The 17,898-nt window shown below is 65.8% G+C and carries 16 protein-coding genes and 1 pseudogene; 11 read left to right on the top strand and 6 right to left on the bottom strand.

Annotation, left to right across the window (positions count from 1 at the left end):
• Together pctC and flp are read right to left on the bottom strand one after the other, a co-directional pair.
• Window positions 1-944 (bottom strand): annotated as a pseudogene (pctC, locus tag ACTJJX_RS32145) (methyl-accepting chemotaxis protein PctC); the annotation flags it as partial.
• Between the two features lie 189 nt (window positions 945-1,133).
• Window positions 1,134-1,352, bottom strand: coding sequence for a type 4b pilus Flp major pilin (gene flp / locus ACTJJX_RS32140; protein ID WP_003107380.1), 219 nt, complete (start codon window positions 1,350-1,352; stop codon window positions 1,134-1,136).
• 408 nt (window positions 1,353-1,760) lie between these two features.
• Here flp and rcpC point away from each other — a divergent pair, with 408 nt between their 5' ends.
• From rcpC to tadG, 9 genes are read left to right on the top strand one after another with little or no spacing between them, the layout of a single operon-like run.
• Window positions 1,761-2,672 carry a type 4b pilus Flp biogenesis protein RcpC gene (rcpC, locus tag ACTJJX_RS32135; protein ID WP_004352958.1) on the top strand — a complete coding sequence of 304 codons (912 nt, stop codon included), beginning with the start codon at window positions 1,761-1,763 and terminating at the stop codon, window positions 2,670-2,672.
• A 13-nt stretch (window positions 2,673-2,685) separates the two neighbouring features.
• Window positions 2,686-3,936 (top strand): type 4b pilus Flp secretin RcpA, encoded by a 1,251-nt coding sequence (gene rcpA, locus ACTJJX_RS32130; protein ID WP_003107384.1) that lies wholly within the window; start codon window positions 2,686-2,688, stop codon window positions 3,934-3,936.
• 9 nt (window positions 3,937-3,945) lie between these two features.
• Window positions 3,946-5,130, top strand: coding sequence for a type 4b pilus Flp biogenesis protein TadZ (gene tadZ / locus ACTJJX_RS32125; RefSeq protein ID WP_003093855.1), 1,185 nt, complete (start codon window positions 3,946-3,948; stop codon window positions 5,128-5,130).
• Window positions 5,127-6,392 (top strand): type 4b pilus Flp biogenesis ATPase TadA, encoded by a 1,266-nt coding sequence (gene tadA / locus ACTJJX_RS32120; protein WP_003103953.1) that lies wholly within the window; start codon window positions 5,127-5,129, stop codon window positions 6,390-6,392. The genes tadZ and tadA overlap by 4 nt, the downstream gene beginning before the upstream one ends.
• Window positions 6,389-7,273: a type 4b pilus Flp biogenesis protein TadB gene (gene tadB / locus ACTJJX_RS32115; RefSeq protein WP_003114981.1), complete on the top strand. Its 885-nt coding sequence runs from the start codon at window positions 6,389-6,391 to the stop codon at window positions 7,271-7,273. Before tadA ends, tadB begins: the two co-directional genes overlap by 4 nt.
• A 9-nt stretch (window positions 7,274-7,282) precedes the next feature.
• Window positions 7,283-8,194: a type 4b pilus Flp biogenesis protein TadC gene (gene tadC, locus ACTJJX_RS32110; protein ID WP_003103955.1), complete on the top strand. Its 912-nt coding sequence runs from the start codon at window positions 7,283-7,285 to the stop codon at window positions 8,192-8,194.
• Window positions 8,191-8,928, top strand: coding sequence for a type 4b pilus Flp biogenesis protein TadD (tadD, locus tag ACTJJX_RS32105; protein ID WP_003103956.1), 738 nt, complete (start codon window positions 8,191-8,193; stop codon window positions 8,926-8,928). Before tadC ends, tadD begins: the two co-directional genes overlap by 4 nt.
• A gap of 22 nt (window positions 8,929-8,950) precedes the next feature.
• Window positions 8,951-9,235 (top strand): DUF3613 domain-containing protein, encoded by a 285-nt coding sequence (locus tag ACTJJX_RS32100; protein WP_016852089.1) that lies wholly within the window; start codon window positions 8,951-8,953, stop codon window positions 9,233-9,235.
• Window positions 9,236-9,259: 24 nt separating this feature from the next.
• Window positions 9,260-10,930 (top strand): type 4b pilus Flp biogenesis protein TadG, encoded by a 1,671-nt coding sequence (gene tadG, locus ACTJJX_RS32095; protein WP_003455263.1) that lies wholly within the window; start codon window positions 9,260-9,262, stop codon window positions 10,928-10,930.
• Window positions 10,931-10,955: 25 nt separating this feature from the next.
• Here tadG and pprB read toward each other — a convergent pair whose 3' ends face one another.
• Together pprB and fppA are read right to left on the bottom strand one after the other, a co-directional pair.
• The gene (gene pprB / locus ACTJJX_RS32090) at window positions 10,956-11,783 is read right to left on the bottom strand and encodes a two-component response regulator PprB (protein ID WP_003103959.1); all 828 of its coding nucleotides are present in this window, start codon (window positions 11,781-11,783) and stop codon (window positions 10,956-10,958) included.
• Window positions 11,784-11,903: 120 nt separating this feature from the next.
• Window positions 11,904-12,386 carry a type 4b pilus Flp prepilin peptidase gene (gene fppA / locus ACTJJX_RS32085; RefSeq protein ID WP_016852088.1) on the bottom strand — a complete coding sequence of 161 codons (483 nt, stop codon included), beginning with the start codon at window positions 12,384-12,386 and terminating at the stop codon, window positions 11,904-11,906.
• A 63-nt stretch (window positions 12,387-12,449) separates the two neighbouring features.
• Between fppA and ACTJJX_RS32080 the strand changes: the two genes are divergently transcribed.
• On the top strand, window positions 12,450-12,956 hold the full coding sequence (locus ACTJJX_RS32080; protein WP_003120840.1) for a TadE/TadG family type IV pilus assembly protein: 507 nt from the start codon (window positions 12,450-12,452) through the stop codon (window positions 12,954-12,956).
• Window positions 12,957-12,965: 9 nt separating this feature from the next.
• Entirely contained in the window at window positions 12,966-15,737 is a 2,772-nt protein-coding gene (gene pprA, locus ACTJJX_RS32075) for a two-component system sensor histidine kinase PprA (protein WP_016852087.1), read from the top strand.
• 69 nt (window positions 15,738-15,806) lie between these two features.
• Here the strand turns inward: pprA and ACTJJX_RS32070 are convergent, their stop codons facing one another.
• Both ACTJJX_RS32070 and ACTJJX_RS32065 read right to left on the bottom strand, forming a co-directional pair.
• Complete coding sequence (locus ACTJJX_RS32070) at window positions 15,807-17,276, bottom strand: inorganic phosphate transporter (RefSeq protein WP_016562300.1); 1,470 nt, start codon at window positions 17,274-17,276, stop codon at window positions 15,807-15,809.
• A gap of 143 nt (window positions 17,277-17,419) precedes the next feature.
• Window positions 17,420-17,671: a hypothetical protein gene (locus ACTJJX_RS32065; RefSeq protein WP_009315976.1), complete on the bottom strand. Its 252-nt coding sequence runs from the start codon at window positions 17,669-17,671 to the stop codon at window positions 17,420-17,422.
• Between the last annotated feature and the right edge of the window lie 227 nt (window positions 17,672-17,898).

Here is a 17,898-nt window from a genome sequence, read left to right as displayed (position 1 = left end):
TGCATGGCGCGGCCCATGTCGGTGAGCGGTTGCATCAGTACGCGGATCAGCATGCCGAGGAGAAGCATGATGCCGACCACCGCGATTAGCGTGGCGACGATCGCCGAAGTGCGGAATTCGCTGAGCATCGAATAGGCGGTGTCGCGGTCGAGGACCAGGGCGACGTACCAGGTCACGCCGGGCAGTCCCTTCACCGGGGTGAAGGAAACGAACTGGCTGCGACCGTCGAGTTCCACCTCGTGGACCCCGGGGACGATGTTCGGTGCGCCTTTGGGATAGGCTTCGGCGAGGGTCTTCAGGACCAGCCCGGAGTCGGGGTGGAGGAGGATCTTGCCGGCGTCGCTGACCAGGAAGGCGTAGCCGGCACCGTCGAACTTCAGGGAATTGAGGATCGCGGTCAGGGTCTCCAGCTTCATGTCGCCGGCGGCGACGCCCAGCAGTTGACCGGCGTGCCGCACCGGCAGCGACATGGCGAGGATCTGCTCGCCGGTGCCGGCATCGACGAAAGGTTCGGTGACGATCAGCCGGTCGGCCGCCAGCGCGTCCTTGTACCAGGCGCGGGTACGTGGGTCGTAACCTTCCGGCATGGCGTCGTAGGGGCGCATGGTGAAGGTGCCGCTGGCCGCCTCGCCAAGATAGACCGACGCGAAATTGCGGCTGAAGACGGGCTGTTCCAGTTGCCTTGCGATATTCGCCTCGTCGGGCTGGTCGAGCAGCGCCAGTTGCGAGGCCAGGCCTTCCACCAGGTGCATGCGGCCTTCCAGCCAGCTCTGGATGTTGCTGGCGGTCAGGGTGCCGATTTCCCCGAGGTAGTTTTCCGTGTCCGTGCGCACGGCCTCGCGCTGTCGGTAATCGTTGTAGAGGATGAAGCAGCTGAAGGCGAAAACTACCACCAGCGCGGCGGCGAGAAGGATTTTCTTGGCAAACGACAGCGAGCGAAGCATGAGCGATGCGTCCTGGCAAAAGCCTCAAGAAGGGCGGGGAGCCCAGGCCACCAGGTAGGGAGCTTGCGGGGGAAAGCCATGATCCAGCGCCTGAACGGCAGGCTTTGTAGCACAGTGCCATTACAAAGGCAAAATAGTGGCGTCATGAAAATGGCGCCACTATGGGAAGCGACCGGGAAAGCGCTCGCGTCAGTTCGCTGTCGGAGCCAGCCCGCCGACTTTTTCGCCGACTCCGTCGAAGAAGGCTTTCAGCCCGCCGACGATACCACTGTCCGTGGGACTCAATACGGCAATCAGAGCCACCGCGATCAAACCTGCGATAACCGCGTATTCGATGGCATTTGCCCCTTCTTCGTCCGCCAGGAATGCGCGAAGTTTGCAATACACGAGCAGAGTCAGGTTCTTCATTCTTGTTTGCTCCTCGAACGCGGCAATCACCGAGACAGAGCCCTGCCTCCACGCTGAGGCTAGGCCGATGATGGCGTTTTGCAACAACTAAATGGCATTAGTAGGAGTGGATTAGTCGCAAGGTTATATGGCGAGTTACAAGGCTTGGACTACATCTAATGACAAATTGACATTGATTATTCCAAGTCTAGATTCAGGCCTATCGCCGCATGGTCGAAGTTATGAACTTTGGTTCTTGAATAACGACTGTCTCCAGTCGATAACCCAATGTACCTGCCATGGAAAGCCAGTCCCGGAGTATGGCCATGACACGGACAGCAAGACGCCACTTTTTCTTTTTCGTTCATCGGCGATCGCCGGTGATTTTCCGTTCATCGACCTGTCCGGACGCATAGCAGGGGTCTGCCCATGAATAGCAAGGTGCTGATGGCCCTGGCCGGCCTGCTGCTGCTCGGTGCGGTGTTGCTCGGATACCTCGGCGTATCCATCGGCCGCGCGCCATCGAACGCGCACGCTCCATCCGTGGCGCCGGCTTCGGCGACGGTGGACGCTTCGCTGGAAAAGCTCGAACGCAAGCCGGTGCTGGTGGCCAGTCGCGATCTCCCGGCGCTGGCGGTGATCGGCAAGGACGACCTGAGCGTCGAGCTGTTGCGGACCGCACCGGTCGGTAGCTACGACAGGCCCGAGGCGTTGCTCGGCAAGCGGGTCTGGGTCGCGGTGCCGGCCGGCAGCATTCTTTCCGCCGCGGCCCTCGAACCCGGCGGTCCGCTGGCCCGGACCATCCGTCCGGACGAGCGGGCGATGGCGATCGCTGTGGACGAAGTGGTCGGCGGCGGCGGCTTCGTCCTGCCCGGCGACTATGTCGACGTGATGCTCTTCGTGCGTGACGAGCGGGACGGCGAATCGACCCCGCTGGCGCAACTGGTGTTGCCCGGCGTCCGGGTACTGACCTACGGCGAGCGGATCGCCGTGGGCAGCGATGGACAGGACCGCTCGAACCAGGAAAAGGACCCGCGTCCGCCGCGTACCGCGGTGCTGGCGGTACCGGAGGACGGCGTGGCGCGGCTGATGCTGGCGAGCCAGGCCGGTTCGCTGCGCCTGGCCATCCGCAGCAAGGACGAAGAACTCTACCGCAGGGAGCAGGAAGGCGCGCTGCTGCAAGCGTCGCTGGGCGCGCCGAGCGCGGCGCTGAGTCTCGACCAACTGCTGGAGCGCCGCAAACCGACGGCGCCGAGCGTGCGCAGCGCGGCTCCGCGCGTGCCGGTGGCCAACGGGGTCACGGTCTACCGTGGCAGCGCCATGACCCATGAAGTGCCTTGAGGGGAGCCGGCATATGCATCGGAGCACCGGGATAGGCGTGTCGCGCTGGCTGGGAGGGCTGCTGGGGGTGGCGTTGGCGCTGCCGGCACTGGCTTTGCCGCAGGGCTGCATCGAGTTGCTGGCGCAGGCGCCGCGGGTCGACGTCGTCCAGGGACAACAGCGTGACCTGCGCCTGGCGGTGCCGATCGAACGGCTGGCCATCGGCGATCCGAAGATCGCCGACGTACAGTTGCTGGATCGTCGCGGCTTCCTGGTCACCGGTAAGGAACAGGGCTCCACCAGCCTGCTGATCTGGACCGGCTGCAGTCCCGAGCCGTTGCGCAGCCTGGTGGAGGTCGAGGGACGCGGTAGCGTCGATACCCGCGGTGCTCCAGCGTTCACCGTCGGCGCCGCAGAGGAGCTGCCGAACCAGGTGCAGACCGATATCCGCTTCGTCGAGGTCAGCCGCAGCAAGCTGAAGCAGGCCAGCACCTCGTTCGTCCGCCGCGGCGGCAACCTCTGGGTGCTCGGTGCGCCGGGCAGCCTCGGCGACATCAAGGTCAATGCCGACGGCAGCGGCCTGGGCGGCACCTTCGGCACCGGCAGCTCGGGATTCAACCTGATCTTCGGCGGCGGCAAGTGGTTGAGCTTCATGAATGCCCTGGAGGGCAGCGGCTTCGCCTATACCCTGGCGCGCCCGAGCCTGGTGGCGATGAGCGGGCAGAGCGCGTCGTTCCTCGCCGGCGGCGAGTTTCCGATCCCGGTGCCGAACGGCACCAACGACAACGTCACCATCGAATACAAGGAGTTCGGCATCCGCCTGACCCTCACCCCGACGGTGATGAACAACCGCCGCATCGCTCTCAAGGTGGCGCCGGAGGTCAGCGAACTGGACTACAGCGCCGGCATCCAGAGCGGCGGGGTGGCGGTGCCGGCACTGCGCGTCCGGCGCACCGACACCAGCGTGATGCTGGCCGACGGCGAGAGCTTCGTGATCAGCGGGCTGACCAGCAGCAACTCGGTGAGCAACGTCGACAAGTTTCCCTGGCTGGGCGACATCCCGATCCTCGGTGCGTTCTTCCGCTCGACCAAGCTGGACAAGGACGACCGCGAGCTGCTGATGATCGTCACCCCGCACCTGGTCCAGCCGCTGGCCGCCGACGCACAGTTGCCGGACCTGCCCGGCGAGGGCCTGCGGCACTACGATCCGGGGTTCTCGCGCCTGTACTTCCTCGAGCGCGGCGAGTACGACGGCCAGCAGAACGACACCGGTCTGTCGGATTAGGAGGCGCGCATGAACCAGAACTTCGTGGCGCTGACCCAGCATCCCGGCGAACTCGACTGGTTGCAGAACAGCCTGGCGTCCGCCGGCCAGGTGGTTCCGGCAGGCAGCGCCAGCCTGGAGGAGCTGCTGGCGCTGCTCGACGTCACCGCCGCCGGGGTGCTGTTCATCAGCCTCGGCAAAAGCAACCTGGTGTCCCAGGGCGCGCTGGTCGAGGGATTGGTATCGGCGCGGCCGATGCTCTCGGTGGTGGCCATCGGCGACGGCCTGGACAACCAGTTGGTGCTGGCGGCGATGCGCGCCGGCGCGCGCGACTTCATCACCTACGGCGCCCGCGCCAGCGAGCTGACCGGGCTGATCCGGCGCCTCGGCGGACGCCTGCCCAGCGTGCCGGTGAGCGCGGCGCGCCAGGGCGAGCTGCTGACCCTGGTCAGCGCCCGACCGGACGCCGACGGCGCCTTCGTCGCCTTGCACCTGGCCAAGGCGTTGCAGGAGCAGACGCCGAACCAGGTCCTGCTGCTGGACGTCGGCCAGCCCACCGGCGAGGCGCTGGCGATCCTCGGCCTGGACTCGGCCTTCACCTTCAGCGATGCCTTGCGCAACCTGCGGCGCCTCGACCAGACCCTGATCGACAGCGCCTTCACCCGCCTCGACAGCGGCCTGCGGATACTCAGCCTGACCGACGAGCCCGGCGTGCTGGAGCGAGTCACCACCGCCGAACTCTATCTGTTGCTGGGCAACCTGCGCGGGGCGTTCAGCCATGTGGTGGTCAACCTCACCGGGCTGCCCGAGGGCGAGCTGAGCAACCAGCTGCTGGTGCAGGCCAACCGCGTGCTGTGGATGGTCGACCAGAGCGTGCCGTCCTGCAAGAAGGGCCTGGAGCGCCTGCGCCGCCTGCGCGAGCGCAACCTGCCGTTGCCCTCCATCGAGTTGCTGATCGAGCGCTACCTGCCCAATGTGGCGCCGGACCAGCAGGCCCTAAGCCGGATGTTCGACCTCGATCTGTTCGGTGTCCTGCCGTTGTCCCCGGAATCGCGCCTGCGCGCGAAGAACCTCGGCAAGAGCCTGTTCGAGGTGGCGCCGCGCGACCCATTGGCGGCCAAGCTGCGGCAACTGGCGGACAGCCTGTGCGTGACACGCGGCGAGCGCCGTTCGCTGCTGTCCTGGCTCGGCCGGGCCAAGGCGGCGCTGCTATGAGCACGGGATTCGGCGCGCGTCCTGACGGCGGTGCCTTCCACTCCCGCCAGGAGCAGGACATCCAGGCGCTGAAGCTGCGCCTGCACCGCTACATCATCGACGAGATCGACGAAGACGGCATGAACCTGCTGGAGGGCGCGCGCTCCGCCGTGGTCCAGTACGTCTCGGAAAAGGTCTGCGAATACGGCTCGCGCCATCAACTGGCGATCTCCCGCTACGAACTGGACCGCCTGGCCGAAGAGGTGGTCGACGAACTCACCGGCTTCGGCCCGCTGGAGATCCTCCTGCGCGATCCCGGCGTCTCGGAAATCCTCGTCAACGGGCCGGGCCGGGTGTTCGTCGAGCGGGAAGGGCGGCTCTACCAGAGCGACCTGCGCTTCATCGACGACCACCATGTGCTGCGGGTGATCCAGCGTATCCTCGCGCCCCTCGGCCGACGCCTGGACGAGTCCAGCCCGATGGTCGACGCGCGCCTGCCGGACGGCAGCCGGGTCAACGCGATCATTCCCCCGGTGGCGCTGGACGGGCCGTGCATCTCGATCCGCAAGTTCAGCCAGGAGCTGCTGCGCAGTGCCGACCTGCTGGCCTACCAGAGCGTCGACGAAGCCTTGCTCGAGTTCCTCCGCCAGGCGGTCTCGCGCCGCTGCAACATCCTCATCAGTGGCGGCACCGGCACCGGCAAGACCACCTTGCTCAACGTCATCAGCGGCTTCATCGACGAACGCGAGCGGATCGTCACCATCGAGGACACCGCCGAGCTGCAACTCGGCCACGACCACGTGGTGCGCCTGGAGACCCGTCCGCCGAACGCCGAGGGCTACGGCGAGGTGACCGCCCGCGACCTGATCCGCAACGCCCTGCGGATGCGCCCGGACCGGATCATCCTCGGCGAGATCCGCGGCGTCGAGGTACTCGACGTGCTGCAGGCGATGAACACCGGCCACGACGGCTCGATGAGCACGGTGCACGCCAACTCGGCGATGGATTCGCTGCTGCGCATGGAGATGCTGGTCGGCCTGACCGGCAACAGGCTGCCGGAGCAGACCTTGCGCCTGATGATCTGCGCCGCGCTGGACGTGGTGGTGCAGATCACCCGCCTGGCCAGCGGTCGGCGTTGCATCAGCGAAGTGCTGGAGGTGCTGGAGGTGCGCGACGGCGTGTACGTCACCAATACCCTGTTCAGTCTCGACCGGCGCGGTAGCGGGCAGTTCGTCCGCCAGGCCGCGCCGGTCGGGCAGAAATTCCGCCAGGCGCTGCTGTGAACGGCGCGCAACTGCTGGTGCTGTTCAGCGGCGTGCTAGCTTTCGCCGCGCTGGCCCTGGCGTTCATGGGCTGGCGCGCCGGGCGCAACGAACTGGTGGTTGAACGGCTGCTGGGACGCCAGGAGGCGGTCGCGGTGCGGCCGCGCAGCAGTCACTGGCTGGCTCGCCAGATGCGTCGCGCCGGTATCCAGCGCCCGCGCCCGTGGTTGTTCGGGGCGGCAGTGCTCGCGCTGCTGCTGGTCTGGAGCGGATTGGGCCTGTTCGGCACCATCGGCGCGCTAGGCGGCCTGCTACTGGCGGCGCTGTCCTGCCGCGTCGCCCTGGGCATGCTCTACCAGCGCCGCCTGAAGCGAATGATCCGGCAGATGCCGCGTTTCCTCGACCAGGTGGTGCGCAGCCTGCACGCCGGGCGCACGCTGGGCGACGCGCTGATGCAGGCAGTGGAGAATGCCGAGGAGCCGCTGCGCGACATCTTCACCCTGGCGCGCAACCACGTGCTTCTCGGCATCCACCTGCCGGAGGCGTTGCAGGAAGTCGCCGAACTCTACGAGGTTGAGGAGCTGCGCATCCTCGCCCTAGGCGTCTCGGTCAACCACCGTTATGGCGGCAATACCAGCGACCTGCTGGACAGCATCGTCAAGCTCATCCACGAGCGCGAGAAGCTCAGCCGGCAGTTGCACGCGATGACCGGCGAGACACGGATCAGCGCCTATGTCCTGGCCGGCGTGCCGAGCGCCCTGGGCGGCTACATCCTGGCGAGCAACCCGGGCTATCTGCTGAACATGTGGGCCGACGGCACCGGGCGTTTCCTGCTGCTGGCCTCGCTCGGGCTGCAACTGCTCGGCTGCTATGCGCTGTGGCGCATGCTCAAGAGCGTCTAGGAGGTGGCCATGCAGGCACAGTGGCTGATTTTCGCGGCGCTCCTGATGGCGGTCGGCGGTGCCTTGTTGCTGTTGCTCCAGGCGCGCAACGGCAGCCGCGAGCAGCGCCTGATCGAGAGGCGCCTGGGAGCGCTGGCCAACCCTGGCGGCTCGACCAGGTGGCTGGCCGGCATGACCGAGCGGATGGACGACAGCTTCTGGGTGCGGCGCCTGCAACTGATGGACAGCGAGGCCCGCCAGTTGCTGCAACAGGCCGGCTGGCACGAGAGTCGCTACCGGACCCTGTACCTGATCTCGGTGTTCCTCACGCCGCTGCTGTTCGTTCTCCTGGTCTTGCTGGTCAAGCTGCTGCGCGCCGAGAGCGAGGCGTCCTACGCGGTGCCGCTGCTGTTCGCCGCCGGCATCGGTTTCCTCCTGCCCAAGCAGGTGCTCAAGCACTTCGCCAAGGCGCGCCGGGCGCTGATCGCCGACGAGATGATCCTGTTCGTGCAACTGATCCGCATCCTCTTCGACGCCGGCCTGACCGTGGAGCAGACGCTGCGCGTGGTCTGCCTGGAAGGCCGCGGGATCACCCCGCAACTGGCCCGCGAGCTGGACCTGGCGCTGACCCGTGCCGACAACGGCATCGACCTGGCGGAAGAGCTGGAGGCGCTTGCCCGGCGCCTGCAGGTGGACCCGCTGAACGACTGCTGCGGCGTGCTACGGCAGATGTTGCGTCAGGGCGGCAGTGCGCGCAGCACCCTGCTGACGCTCAAGCAACTGTTCGAAGACCGGCGCCTGACCACCTTGCAGGAACGCATCGGCAAGCTGTCGGCGAAGATGAGCCTGGTGATGATGGTGCTGCTGTTCCCGGCGCTGCTGATCGTCCTCGCCGGTCCGGGTGTCATCGCGATCACCAAGGCCTTGGGAGGACTGGGATGAAAGCACTGATCGGCATTGGCCTGTGCGCCGCCCTGCTCGGCGGTTGCGCCGCGCTGCCGGGGCGGGACGGCCCACGGGAGTGTTCGCAGCAGCTCGGCCAGGAGCAGGAACTGCAGATGAACATGGTCCGCGACATGATCCGCGAGGGCCGCCTGCATGCGGCCCTGGCCAACCTGGAAAGCATGCCGCCGGGGTTGCTCGACGTGCGCGAGGAAAGGGCGCTGATCCTGCGCCGGATCGGCGACCCGCGGGCCAGGGCCGAGTACCAGGCGCTGCTGGAAACCTGCAAGGCAGCCGAGGCGCACCACGGCCTCGGCCTGCTCGCCCTGCGCAATGGCGACAGCGCCCGGGCGGTCCTCGAGCTGCGCGAGGCGGCGCGCCTGCGGCCGACCGAGAGCCGCTTCCGCAACGACCTGGGGGTCGCCCTGCTCAAGCGCGGCGACCGTGTCGGCGCGCGCTTCGAATTCATCACTGCGCTGGAGTTGCAGCAGGGTGGCAAGCTGCCGGCGACCAACCTGCTCGGCCTGCTGTACCTGCAAGGCGACCGGGAAGATGCGCAGCGCCTGATCGAGCGTTTGCAGCTGGATGCCCGGGACATCCGCGCGGCCGAGGCGCGGGCGCGCAGCTGGGGTGCCGTACCGACACCTGACGCGGCGCCGGCAAGCGACGACCCGCTGGCGGAACTGCCGGCGGAGGCGAATATGCATACCGCGATGGCCAACGAGGCGCCCTGAGCCGGCGCCGGAGAGGTGAACCATGCACGAGCGAATCCTGTTCGGCGTCTTGCTGCTCCTGTCCGGCCCGGCCTGGGCCGCGGACACGCCGGCGGTCCGTCCTGCCGCGCCAGCGACGGCCGAACCGCAGACCGCCACCCGCGCCTGGCTGGCCATCCAGGCGACCGGCCGGGCCGCCAGCCCGGTTCGGCAAAGCGCGACCGCCGCCGAGCGCCAGCGTGCCTACCAGCGCTACCTGAAAAGCTATGAGCACGAGATTCCCGAGTACCTGCTGGAAGATCGCGGCTTCGGCGAGAGCAAGAACTGACGGTTCCTGGCGGAGGGGCAGGGCATGAACGGATGGCCTGCAAGACAGCGCGGGGCGATCGGCATCCTGGCGGCGACCACCCTGCTGCTGGCCTTGATCTGCCTGTTGCTGGTGGTGGATACCGGGCGGCTCTACCTGGAGCAGCGCAACCTGCAGCGAGTGGCGGACGTGGCGGCGCTGGAGAGTGCCTCCCAGGGAGCCTTGTGCGGCGACCAGAGTTCTGCCCAGGCGACGTCTTTCGCCAAGGCCAGCGCGATGCTCAACGGGTTCGATGCGGACGCCGCCGGCTCCAGCCTGTCGGCGGAGGTCGGCGGCGTGCTGAGTGCCGGCGGCCTGCGCAGTTTCATAGCCAGCGCGTCGAACGCGGCTGCCGCCAACGAGGCGGTGCATGTCGAGGTGACCAAGAGCGTTCCCGGCAGCCTGGTCGCCAACCTCGGGGGACTGTTCGGCGGCGGCAATGCCAACGTCGATCTCCGCGCAGAGGCCGTGGCGCGACGCCTGCCGAACGCCACGATTTCCGCAGGCACGGGGCTGGCGAGCGTGAACAGTGGCCAATCGGCGTTGCTCAACCCCATCCTGAGCGGATTGCTGGGCACCCACATCGATCTCTCGGCGGCGGCCTACAACGGTATCGCCGACGCGAAGCTCAGTGTGCTGGACATTCTCGGCGCGGATGGAATGGGCTTGATCGGGGTCGATACCAGCCTGGGGACCATCGAACAGTTGTTGAATACCAACGTCGGCTTGCAGCAGGTACTCGCCGCCAGCGTGAACGTCCTGGCGAAGAACGGCGTAGCCTCGGTCGAGGTCCTGAGAGCGCAATTGGTGGGGGTAAAGTCGGCCACGTTGAAACTGGGAGACTTGCTGGGGCTGAGCGCCGGCGAGGTGAACAGCATGTCGCAGCTGGATACGGCGATCAATGCGCTGGATCTCATCATGGCGGTTGCCCAGGTCGCCAACAAGAATTCCGCGGTCGCCGTGAACCTGGGTATCCCTGGATTGGCCAATGCACGGCTCACGGTCGTAGAGCCGAAGAGGATCGTCTCCGGGCCGCCAGGGCAGGATGAGAGCGGTGCCTGGCGCACGGAGGTGCGCCAGTCCCAGGTACGACTTACGGCGGACATCGATTCCGGGTTCCTGTCCATTCTCGCCACCACGAAACTGCAACTGGCCATCGAAGGCGCGTCGGGAGCCGTCTGGCTGAAAAGCATGGCCTGTACCCGCCCGGATACCGCGTTGGACTTCGGCTGGAGAAGCAGCGGAGCGACGATAAAGATCGGCAGTCCGGCCAACATCGATCAGGTCGGCTCGATTCTGGTGCTTGGCGGCTTGGTGCGATTGGATCTCAAGCTCGATACCTCGATCGCCGGCAGCTCGGGCGATACGCGATTCAACGTGAAAGCCGACGGTTCCGATCTCGTCCAGAGCCGCAGGTTGCCGGAAAGCGGCTTTCTCGCCAGTACCCTGAAAACCAGCATCAACGTCAATCCCGTGGTGCTCGGACTGTGCTTGCCTTTGCTGTGCGGCTCGACGGCGCTCACCGACCTCATCGTGAATTCCGTGGTGGCACCTCTGGTCGATGGGCTGCTGACGCCGATCCTGAATCTGGTCCTGCCCTTGCTGGGGGTACAACTTGGATACATCGACGCGGAGATTCTGAAGGTCGATGTCGGCAGGGCGGAACTGCTGATCTAGCAGGTCCGCCGGGCCATCGCGCCTGTCAGTGCACCACCGCTCCGCTGCCCTGCTGCATCGCCGCAGGCGACAGGGCCAGCGCCAGCTGTGTGCGGTTGTGCATATGCATCAGGCGCAGCACCTGGGAGACGTACAGCTTCACCGTGTTCTCGGTGATGCCCAGTTCGTAGGCGATCTGGTAGTTGGTCAGGCCCTTGCTCACCAGCCGCGCCACCGCCTGCTGGCGGGGCGACAGCTTGCCGAACAGCGGATTGCTCGGGGACACCTGGCTTTCCGCGACCGACGCCGGCGGCGCGGACGGCTGGCTGTCTTCGCTCTTGAGGGCACTCGGCTGGCTGTTGCCGTGTACCTCGTACTTGATCTTGTGGATGTCGCGGTAGATCGAGTTCAGCGATTCGGCGAGGTATTCCAGGCGCTGGTTGACGTGGCTCAGGCTCAACTGGCTGCGGACGCGCTCGTGCAGGCGGTTCTCCAGGCGTTCGAGGCCATGCAGCAGTTCCTGCGGCGCCACCGGTTTCTGGTAGTAGTCGGCGGCGCCGACCCGCATGGCCTCGATCACTTCCTGGCGGCCATCGTGACCGGTGAGGATGATCGATTCGAAGAACCTGCCGTTGCCGGCGACTTCCTTGAGGCTCTCGATCAGGCGGATACCGTTGTCCTGCCCCAGGTAGAGGTCGCAGATGACCAGGCCGATGTTCGGGTCGGCCTGGAAGCTGGCGATCGCCGACTCCCGGTGGGTGCTGGTTACGCAACGGTAGCCACTGTTTTCCAGCAGTTCGCGGAGTTCCGAGGTCACCTGGGGTTCATCATCGATGATCAAGACGCTGAAATGCCGCGAGGCCGGTTTGTCCATGGTCATACGCTCCATTTGCTTATTTTGTTTTTAACAGGGGACGTGCATTGGAATGCAGCCATACCGAATGGTATTAGCCATAAGCATATAGTCGCTAAGTGAGGTCTTCCGCAAGTTTACTCAGATAATTTTACTGATAATCAGATGTGCCAAAAGGCCGGCGCTCATGGCGAATATAAAAGGGAATGACTTGTTTTTTGACGGTGCCCTTCGAAGGCGAACTTCTTCATTCATTGCGGACTTTTCTACCGAACGTTTGAATAACTTTACGAGGATGAATAGCGCGATGCACAGCAGGCAGCCGAAGGCCAGGCTATAGAGCACCGTAAGTGGGTCGCTGGCCAGCCCCAGTGCGGCCAGATACTTGACGTCGGCAGCGCCGAGCCTGCCGAGAAGGTAGCCGGGAAGGCTGAGGCAGACGCCTATAAAAAGTGCGGTCATTGCCATATTAACCGTAGCACCGGTCAGGCTTGACTCTTTCACATATAAATAAACAAAGGAAATAAGAAATCCGCCCAGGATAAGCCAGTTGGAGACGCGCAAACGTTTGATGTCCTGATATCCGCAAAAGCTTGCCCACAAGGCCAGTGCTAATTGCTCCATCCTGTTCTTCAGCCTTTTTTCGACATCTGGATTAATACCTTTTCAGTAACGTTGGCGGAGCGAATGACGACTAGTATTAAGGATGCGGATCGGGGATGTCAGCTCATGCTCGGAAAAGCTTCCCGGCGACGCCAGCACGGCGCCGTCGCCATCGAATTCACAGCGATCTTCCTGCTGTTTTTCGCGCTGGTCTACGGTCTGATCAGCTACAGCATTCCTTTGCTCATGTTGCAGTCGTTCAACGATGCCGCTGCCGTGGGGGCCCGTGCGGCGATCGCTGTCGATCCCTCCGATGCGGGCTACGAGAGCCTCGCCGAAGCCCGTGCCAGGGACGAGTTGCTCGCACGCCTGGACTGGATGCCGGCGGCCTGGCGAGCGAACCTCCAGCCTTGTGCCGGTAATGGCCAGTACGCCGACTACGTCAGCGCCACGTCGCGGATCGAGGTCTGCGTGCAGTACCCGTACGGCGATCCGGGCAAGGCGATCATCCCCGTGCTGAGCTTCCCCGGCATCGGCGCGATTCCCAACCTGCCGCAGACGCTGAAGGCGAGTGCCAACCTGTTGCTGTGAGGTAGTCGCATGTTCGAATTTTCCCGCTCGTCGTCCGCCGAGGCCGAGAGACCGGAACCCTTTTCGCAGGAAGGCCCCGCCCTCTGGAGCGCTTCGCTGAGGAGTTGGGACCTGTGCTTCGAGATGGACGAACAGGACCGCGTGATCCGGGTCGGCGGGCGGCAGGCGTATCGTCTGCAGTGCGCCCATGGGCTTGGCGAACAGCCGCGGCCTTTCGCCGAGTATCTGGAGCGGCGCGCCCCCGGTGCGCCGACGCTGGCCGGCCTGCGCCGGGGCGAGCGTCTCGACCTGACGCTGCGCAGCGATGCCGCCGCGCCATTGACCTGTCGTTTCCAGCCGATGCAGCCGCTCGACGGCCTGGGACGCTCGCTGCTGCTGGGCATGGACATCTCCGACCTCAACTGGCAGTCCGACAACCAGCAGCACCAGTTGCAGAGCCTGAGCCTAGGCAAGCTGATCCTTTCGCGTCTGCGCCATGTCTCCCACGGACACCTGGCGGAGGCGGTCCAGGAGATTCTCGAATCGCTCTCCGGCGCGTTCCAGATGCAGGCTATCGCCCTGCTGCTGGGCGACGGCAAGGGTTTCTGCACGGTCTTCGCCAGTCATGTGCGGCCTGGCAGCGACAGTTTGCTGCGACCGACCCTGCAACTCGCCGACGACGACCTGCGCGAAGGGGCGGGCGCGCGCTTGCTACGCCGTGGCGAAGGCGCCTCGACGCTGCTCCGGCAGATCGGCGAGGACGCGCTCTACCTGGTGCCGGCGGCGATGCGCGGTGGCCGCCTGGGGGCATTGCTGGTGCGGCCGATGTCGCTGGAGCAGCTCGCCCAGGGGCCCGCGCCGCAGGACTGGCAATACCTCGCGGAACTGCTGGCGAACCAGGTGGCGGACCGCTGCGAACTCCACGAGCAGCACGACAGTTCGCGCAAGCTGGGGCTGTTGCAGGAGATGATCGGCGGCGGCTGGTGGCGTTACTGGGCGGAGCAGGAACTCTTCGAACTGGCGCCGGCCTTGCACGACAGCCTGGGGTTGACCGGCGAGTATCGTCGGGTGCCGTTGGAACACCTGCAGGGCCTGCTGCAACCGGCGGATGCCGACGAGTTCGGCCTGCGCCTGCGTGCCAGCCTGCGCAGCGGCCAGGCGCTGGCCCAGGACCTTTGCCTGCGTCAGCCGGATAGCCGCGGCGAGCGCCGCTGGCTGCGCATCGAGGGCCGGCCGCTGGGACGCGGCAGTGCCCTGGGGCTGTCCGGCGTGCTGCTCGACATCAGCGAAGGCCGGCGCCAGGAGGAACGGGCACAGGCGGCCCACGCGCGGTTGCGCAGCCTGATCGACAGTGCGCCGGTGGTGATCTATGTCCAGCGGGTCGAGCAGGGGCACCTGGTGCCGGAGTTCTACAGCGAAAGCGCGAGCAACCTGCTCGGCCTCGACCTGCAGGGACAGAGTTGGCAGGCGCTCGCCGAGCGGGTGCATCCGGATGATCTGGAGGCCTTTTTCGCCCGCGGCCGCGAGTTGCTTCGCGAGGGCCGGGTGAAGACCCGCTATCGCCTCGCCGATGGCCAGGGCAACTGGCACTGGCTCTACGACGAAGCCAAGCTGCTGCGCGATGCCCAGGGCCTGCCCAGCGAGGCGGTGGGCCTGTGGCTGGACGTGACCGAGCAGCACCTGGCGGCACAGCGTATCGCCGAGAGCGAGGAACGCTACCGGGTCCTGGTGGAGGATTCGCCGGCGCTGATCTGTCGCTATACCGCCGACCTGGTGCTGACCTACGTGAACCGGACCTTCGCCGATAGCCTCGCGACCAGCCCGGAGCGCCTGGTCGGTCGCCGACTCGACGAGTGGCTGGCGGCGGAAGACGCCAGCGCCTTGCGCGCGCGTCTGCTGGGTTCGCCGCGGGAGGGCGCCAGCGAGGTGCCGGAACTGCGCTTCAACCTGCCGGGGCAACGTTTTCTCTGGCTGGTGTGGGCCGAGCGACCGTTGTTCGACGCCCGGGGCGAATTGTGCGAGGTACAGGCGGTGGGACGCGACAACACGCCGGTGCGTCGGGCCCAGCAGCAACTGGCGCAAGGCGCCAAGATGGCCAGCCTGGGGGAGATGGTCAGCGGCCTCGCCCACGAGGTGAAGCAGCCGCTGCACGTGCTGCGCATGACCCTCTTCAACATGCGCCAGCGGATGAACAGCGTCGGCCTCGACGGCGACTACCTGGGCGAGAAACTGGAGCGCATGGATGCCCAGGTCCTGCGCGTCGACCGCCTGGTCAGCCACCTCGGCGTGTTCAGCCGCAAGTCGGCGCTGGAGGCGCTGCCGTTCGACCCCTATACCGCCTTCGAAGGCGCCCTGGGGCTGCTCGGCGAGGGGCTGCGTCAGCACGCCATCGAGGTGGAGTGCCCGGCGCCGACGCAGCGGATGGTGGTACGAGGGCAGGCGGACCAGCTGGAACAGGTGATCATCAACCTGCTCGCCAACGCCCGCGATGCCCTGCTCGGCAATCTTGGCCTGGCCAGCCGGCGCATTCGCCTGGAGCAGGTGGCCTGCCGCGAACCGGGCTGGGTCGAATTGCACGTGCACGACAACGGCGGCGGGATCGAACCGCTCCTGCTGGAGCGGATATTCGAACCCTTCTTCACCACCAAGGTGGAGGGCAAGGGTACCGGCCTGGGTCTCTCGGTCAGCCACGATCTGGTGCGCAACATGGGCGGTAGCCTGACGGCGGCCAACCAGGGGGAGGGCGCGTTGTTCGTGGTTCGCTTGCCGCTGGCGGCGCTGCCCGCCGAGGCGGGCGGATGACGTCGGTGGGAGCGCGGCAAAAAAAACGCCTGCGGACAAGCAGGCGTTTTTTTCAACCGGCGAGGCGGCTCAGATGAATTGCGAGGCCAGCCAGAACAGGCCGGCGGACAGCGCCATCGAAGTCGGCAGGGTGAGCACCCAGGCCATCAGGATGTTGCGCACAGTGCCGCCGTGCAGGCCGCTCTTGTTCGCCACCATGGTCCCGGCCACGCCGGAGGACAGTACATGGGTGGTGGACACCGGCAGGCTGTAGATGTTGGCCATGCCGATGGCGGCGGCGGCGGTGATCTGCGCGCTCATGCCCTGGGCGTAGGTCATGCCCTGCTTGCCGATCTTCTCGCCGACGGTGAGCACTACGCGCTTCCAGCCGACCATGGTGCCGATGCCGAGAGCCAGGGCCACCGCGATGATGACCCAGAACGGCGCGTATTCGGTGGTCGCGGTCAGGTCCTTGCGTAGCTTCTCGAGGTCGGCCTTCTCCCGCGCCGGCAGGTCGGACAGCTTGCCGACCTTCTTCGCGGTGTCGTCCAGGCACAGCAGGTAGCGACGCACCTGCACGCGCTCGTCGGCGTCCAGGTCGTTATAGCTGGGCACGCCCTGTAGGTCGCGGAGCAACGCGTGGATGGTCGGCTCGGTCTGTTTCGGATCGCAGCGATAGAACTGCGGCATCTCGCTGCCATTGCTCTTGCCCAGGGCCAGCATGTCGCCGAGGGTATCGGTGTGGCGCTGGTAGAACTGACTGAGGTGCAGGGCGGCGTCGCGGGTGCGCTCGATCTGGTAGGTGGTGCTGTTCAGGTCGAGGACGAACTTGGCCGGGACGATGCCGATCAGTACCAGCATGATCAGGCCGATACCCTTCTGGCCGTCGTTGGAGCCATGGACGAAGCTTACCGCCATGGCGGAAAGCACCAGCACCAGGCGGTTCCAGAACGGCGGGTGCTTCTTCTCGTCGAGTTCGCGACGGGTTTCTGGGGTCTTGTGCATCTTCGACAGCGGACGCCACCACTTCAGTCCGAGCAGGACCAGCGCGGCGACCATGAAGCCGGCCAGCGGCGAGAAGATCAGCGACAGGCCGATGTCGATCGCCTTCTGCCAGTTGATCCCTTCGGCCAGCGGCACGTCGGTGATCAGCGCATTGGCCAGGCCGACACCGAGGATCGAGCCGATCAGGGTGTGCGAGCTGGAGGCCGGGATGCCGAAGTACCAGGTGCCGAGGTTCCAGGCGATGGCGGCGGCGAGCAGGGAGAAGACCATCGCCAGGCCATGGCCGGTGTTCACGTTGATCAGCAGCTCCACCGGCAGCAGGTGAACGATGGCGTAGGCCACGCCGACACCGCCGAGCAGCACGCCGAGGAAGTTGAACACACCGGAGAGCATCACCGCCCGGTAGGGGGACATCGCTTTGGTGTAGATGACGGTGGCCACCGCGTTGGCAGTGTCGTGGAAGCCGTTGATGAACTCGAAGGTGAGGACGAAGGCCAGGGCCAGCACCAGGCTGATACCCACCCAGGCATCGAGCCCGCTGAAAAGATCGAACATGTGAGAAACCGGTCAGAGACGGGGCGGCGATTATGCCAGATGCGTTTTTATCCGTCTGGAACTCCGGAAGGTTGCCATTGTCGCGGGCAACGCCCCGTCGCATCGGGCTTTGCGGGAAAAACGAAACAGATTGAAACGCTTCGTTATCCGTCGCTCTCCTGTCGGTTGGAGGTAAATGGAATGGGGTTCGCTGCTTCCTGCCCGGCCTTGAGACGCTCTTCTTCGATCTTCTGCAGTTCTCTGTCGAACGCCTGATCCTGAACGGTTGGGCGCTTGCGCCAGGGCTTGCGGTCGGGTTCCGGCTGGGCGGCATAAAGCGTCACTTCGCCGCCGTACACGTCCTTGTAACGCTGTTCCTCGCGCGCCAGCGCGGCACGCAATTCGTCTTTCGTCACGGGTGGTCCTGAGTCCAAAAAGAGCGGGCCCGATAGCGACCAGGCTGGGCGGAAGCGGGGTCCGGCCAGCGCCGGTTGGGAGTCTAGTCGACCGCTACCGGCTGTAAATGGGCGCGGAATTATAACGTGGGCTCCGGGCTTGTCATACGGTGTCGGCCGACGGACGGCAGGACGGAAGTTCTTCGAGCGACCCCTGGAAATGCGGCGAAGCCCCCATGGATCAAGGC

The sequence above is a fragment of the Pseudomonas sp. 22490 genome (assembly GCF_052044465.1).
Classification (GTDB): domain Bacteria; phylum Pseudomonadota; class Gammaproteobacteria; order Pseudomonadales; family Pseudomonadaceae; genus Pseudomonas; species Pseudomonas aeruginosa.
This window is presented reverse-complemented; position numbering and strand designations above follow the sequence as displayed.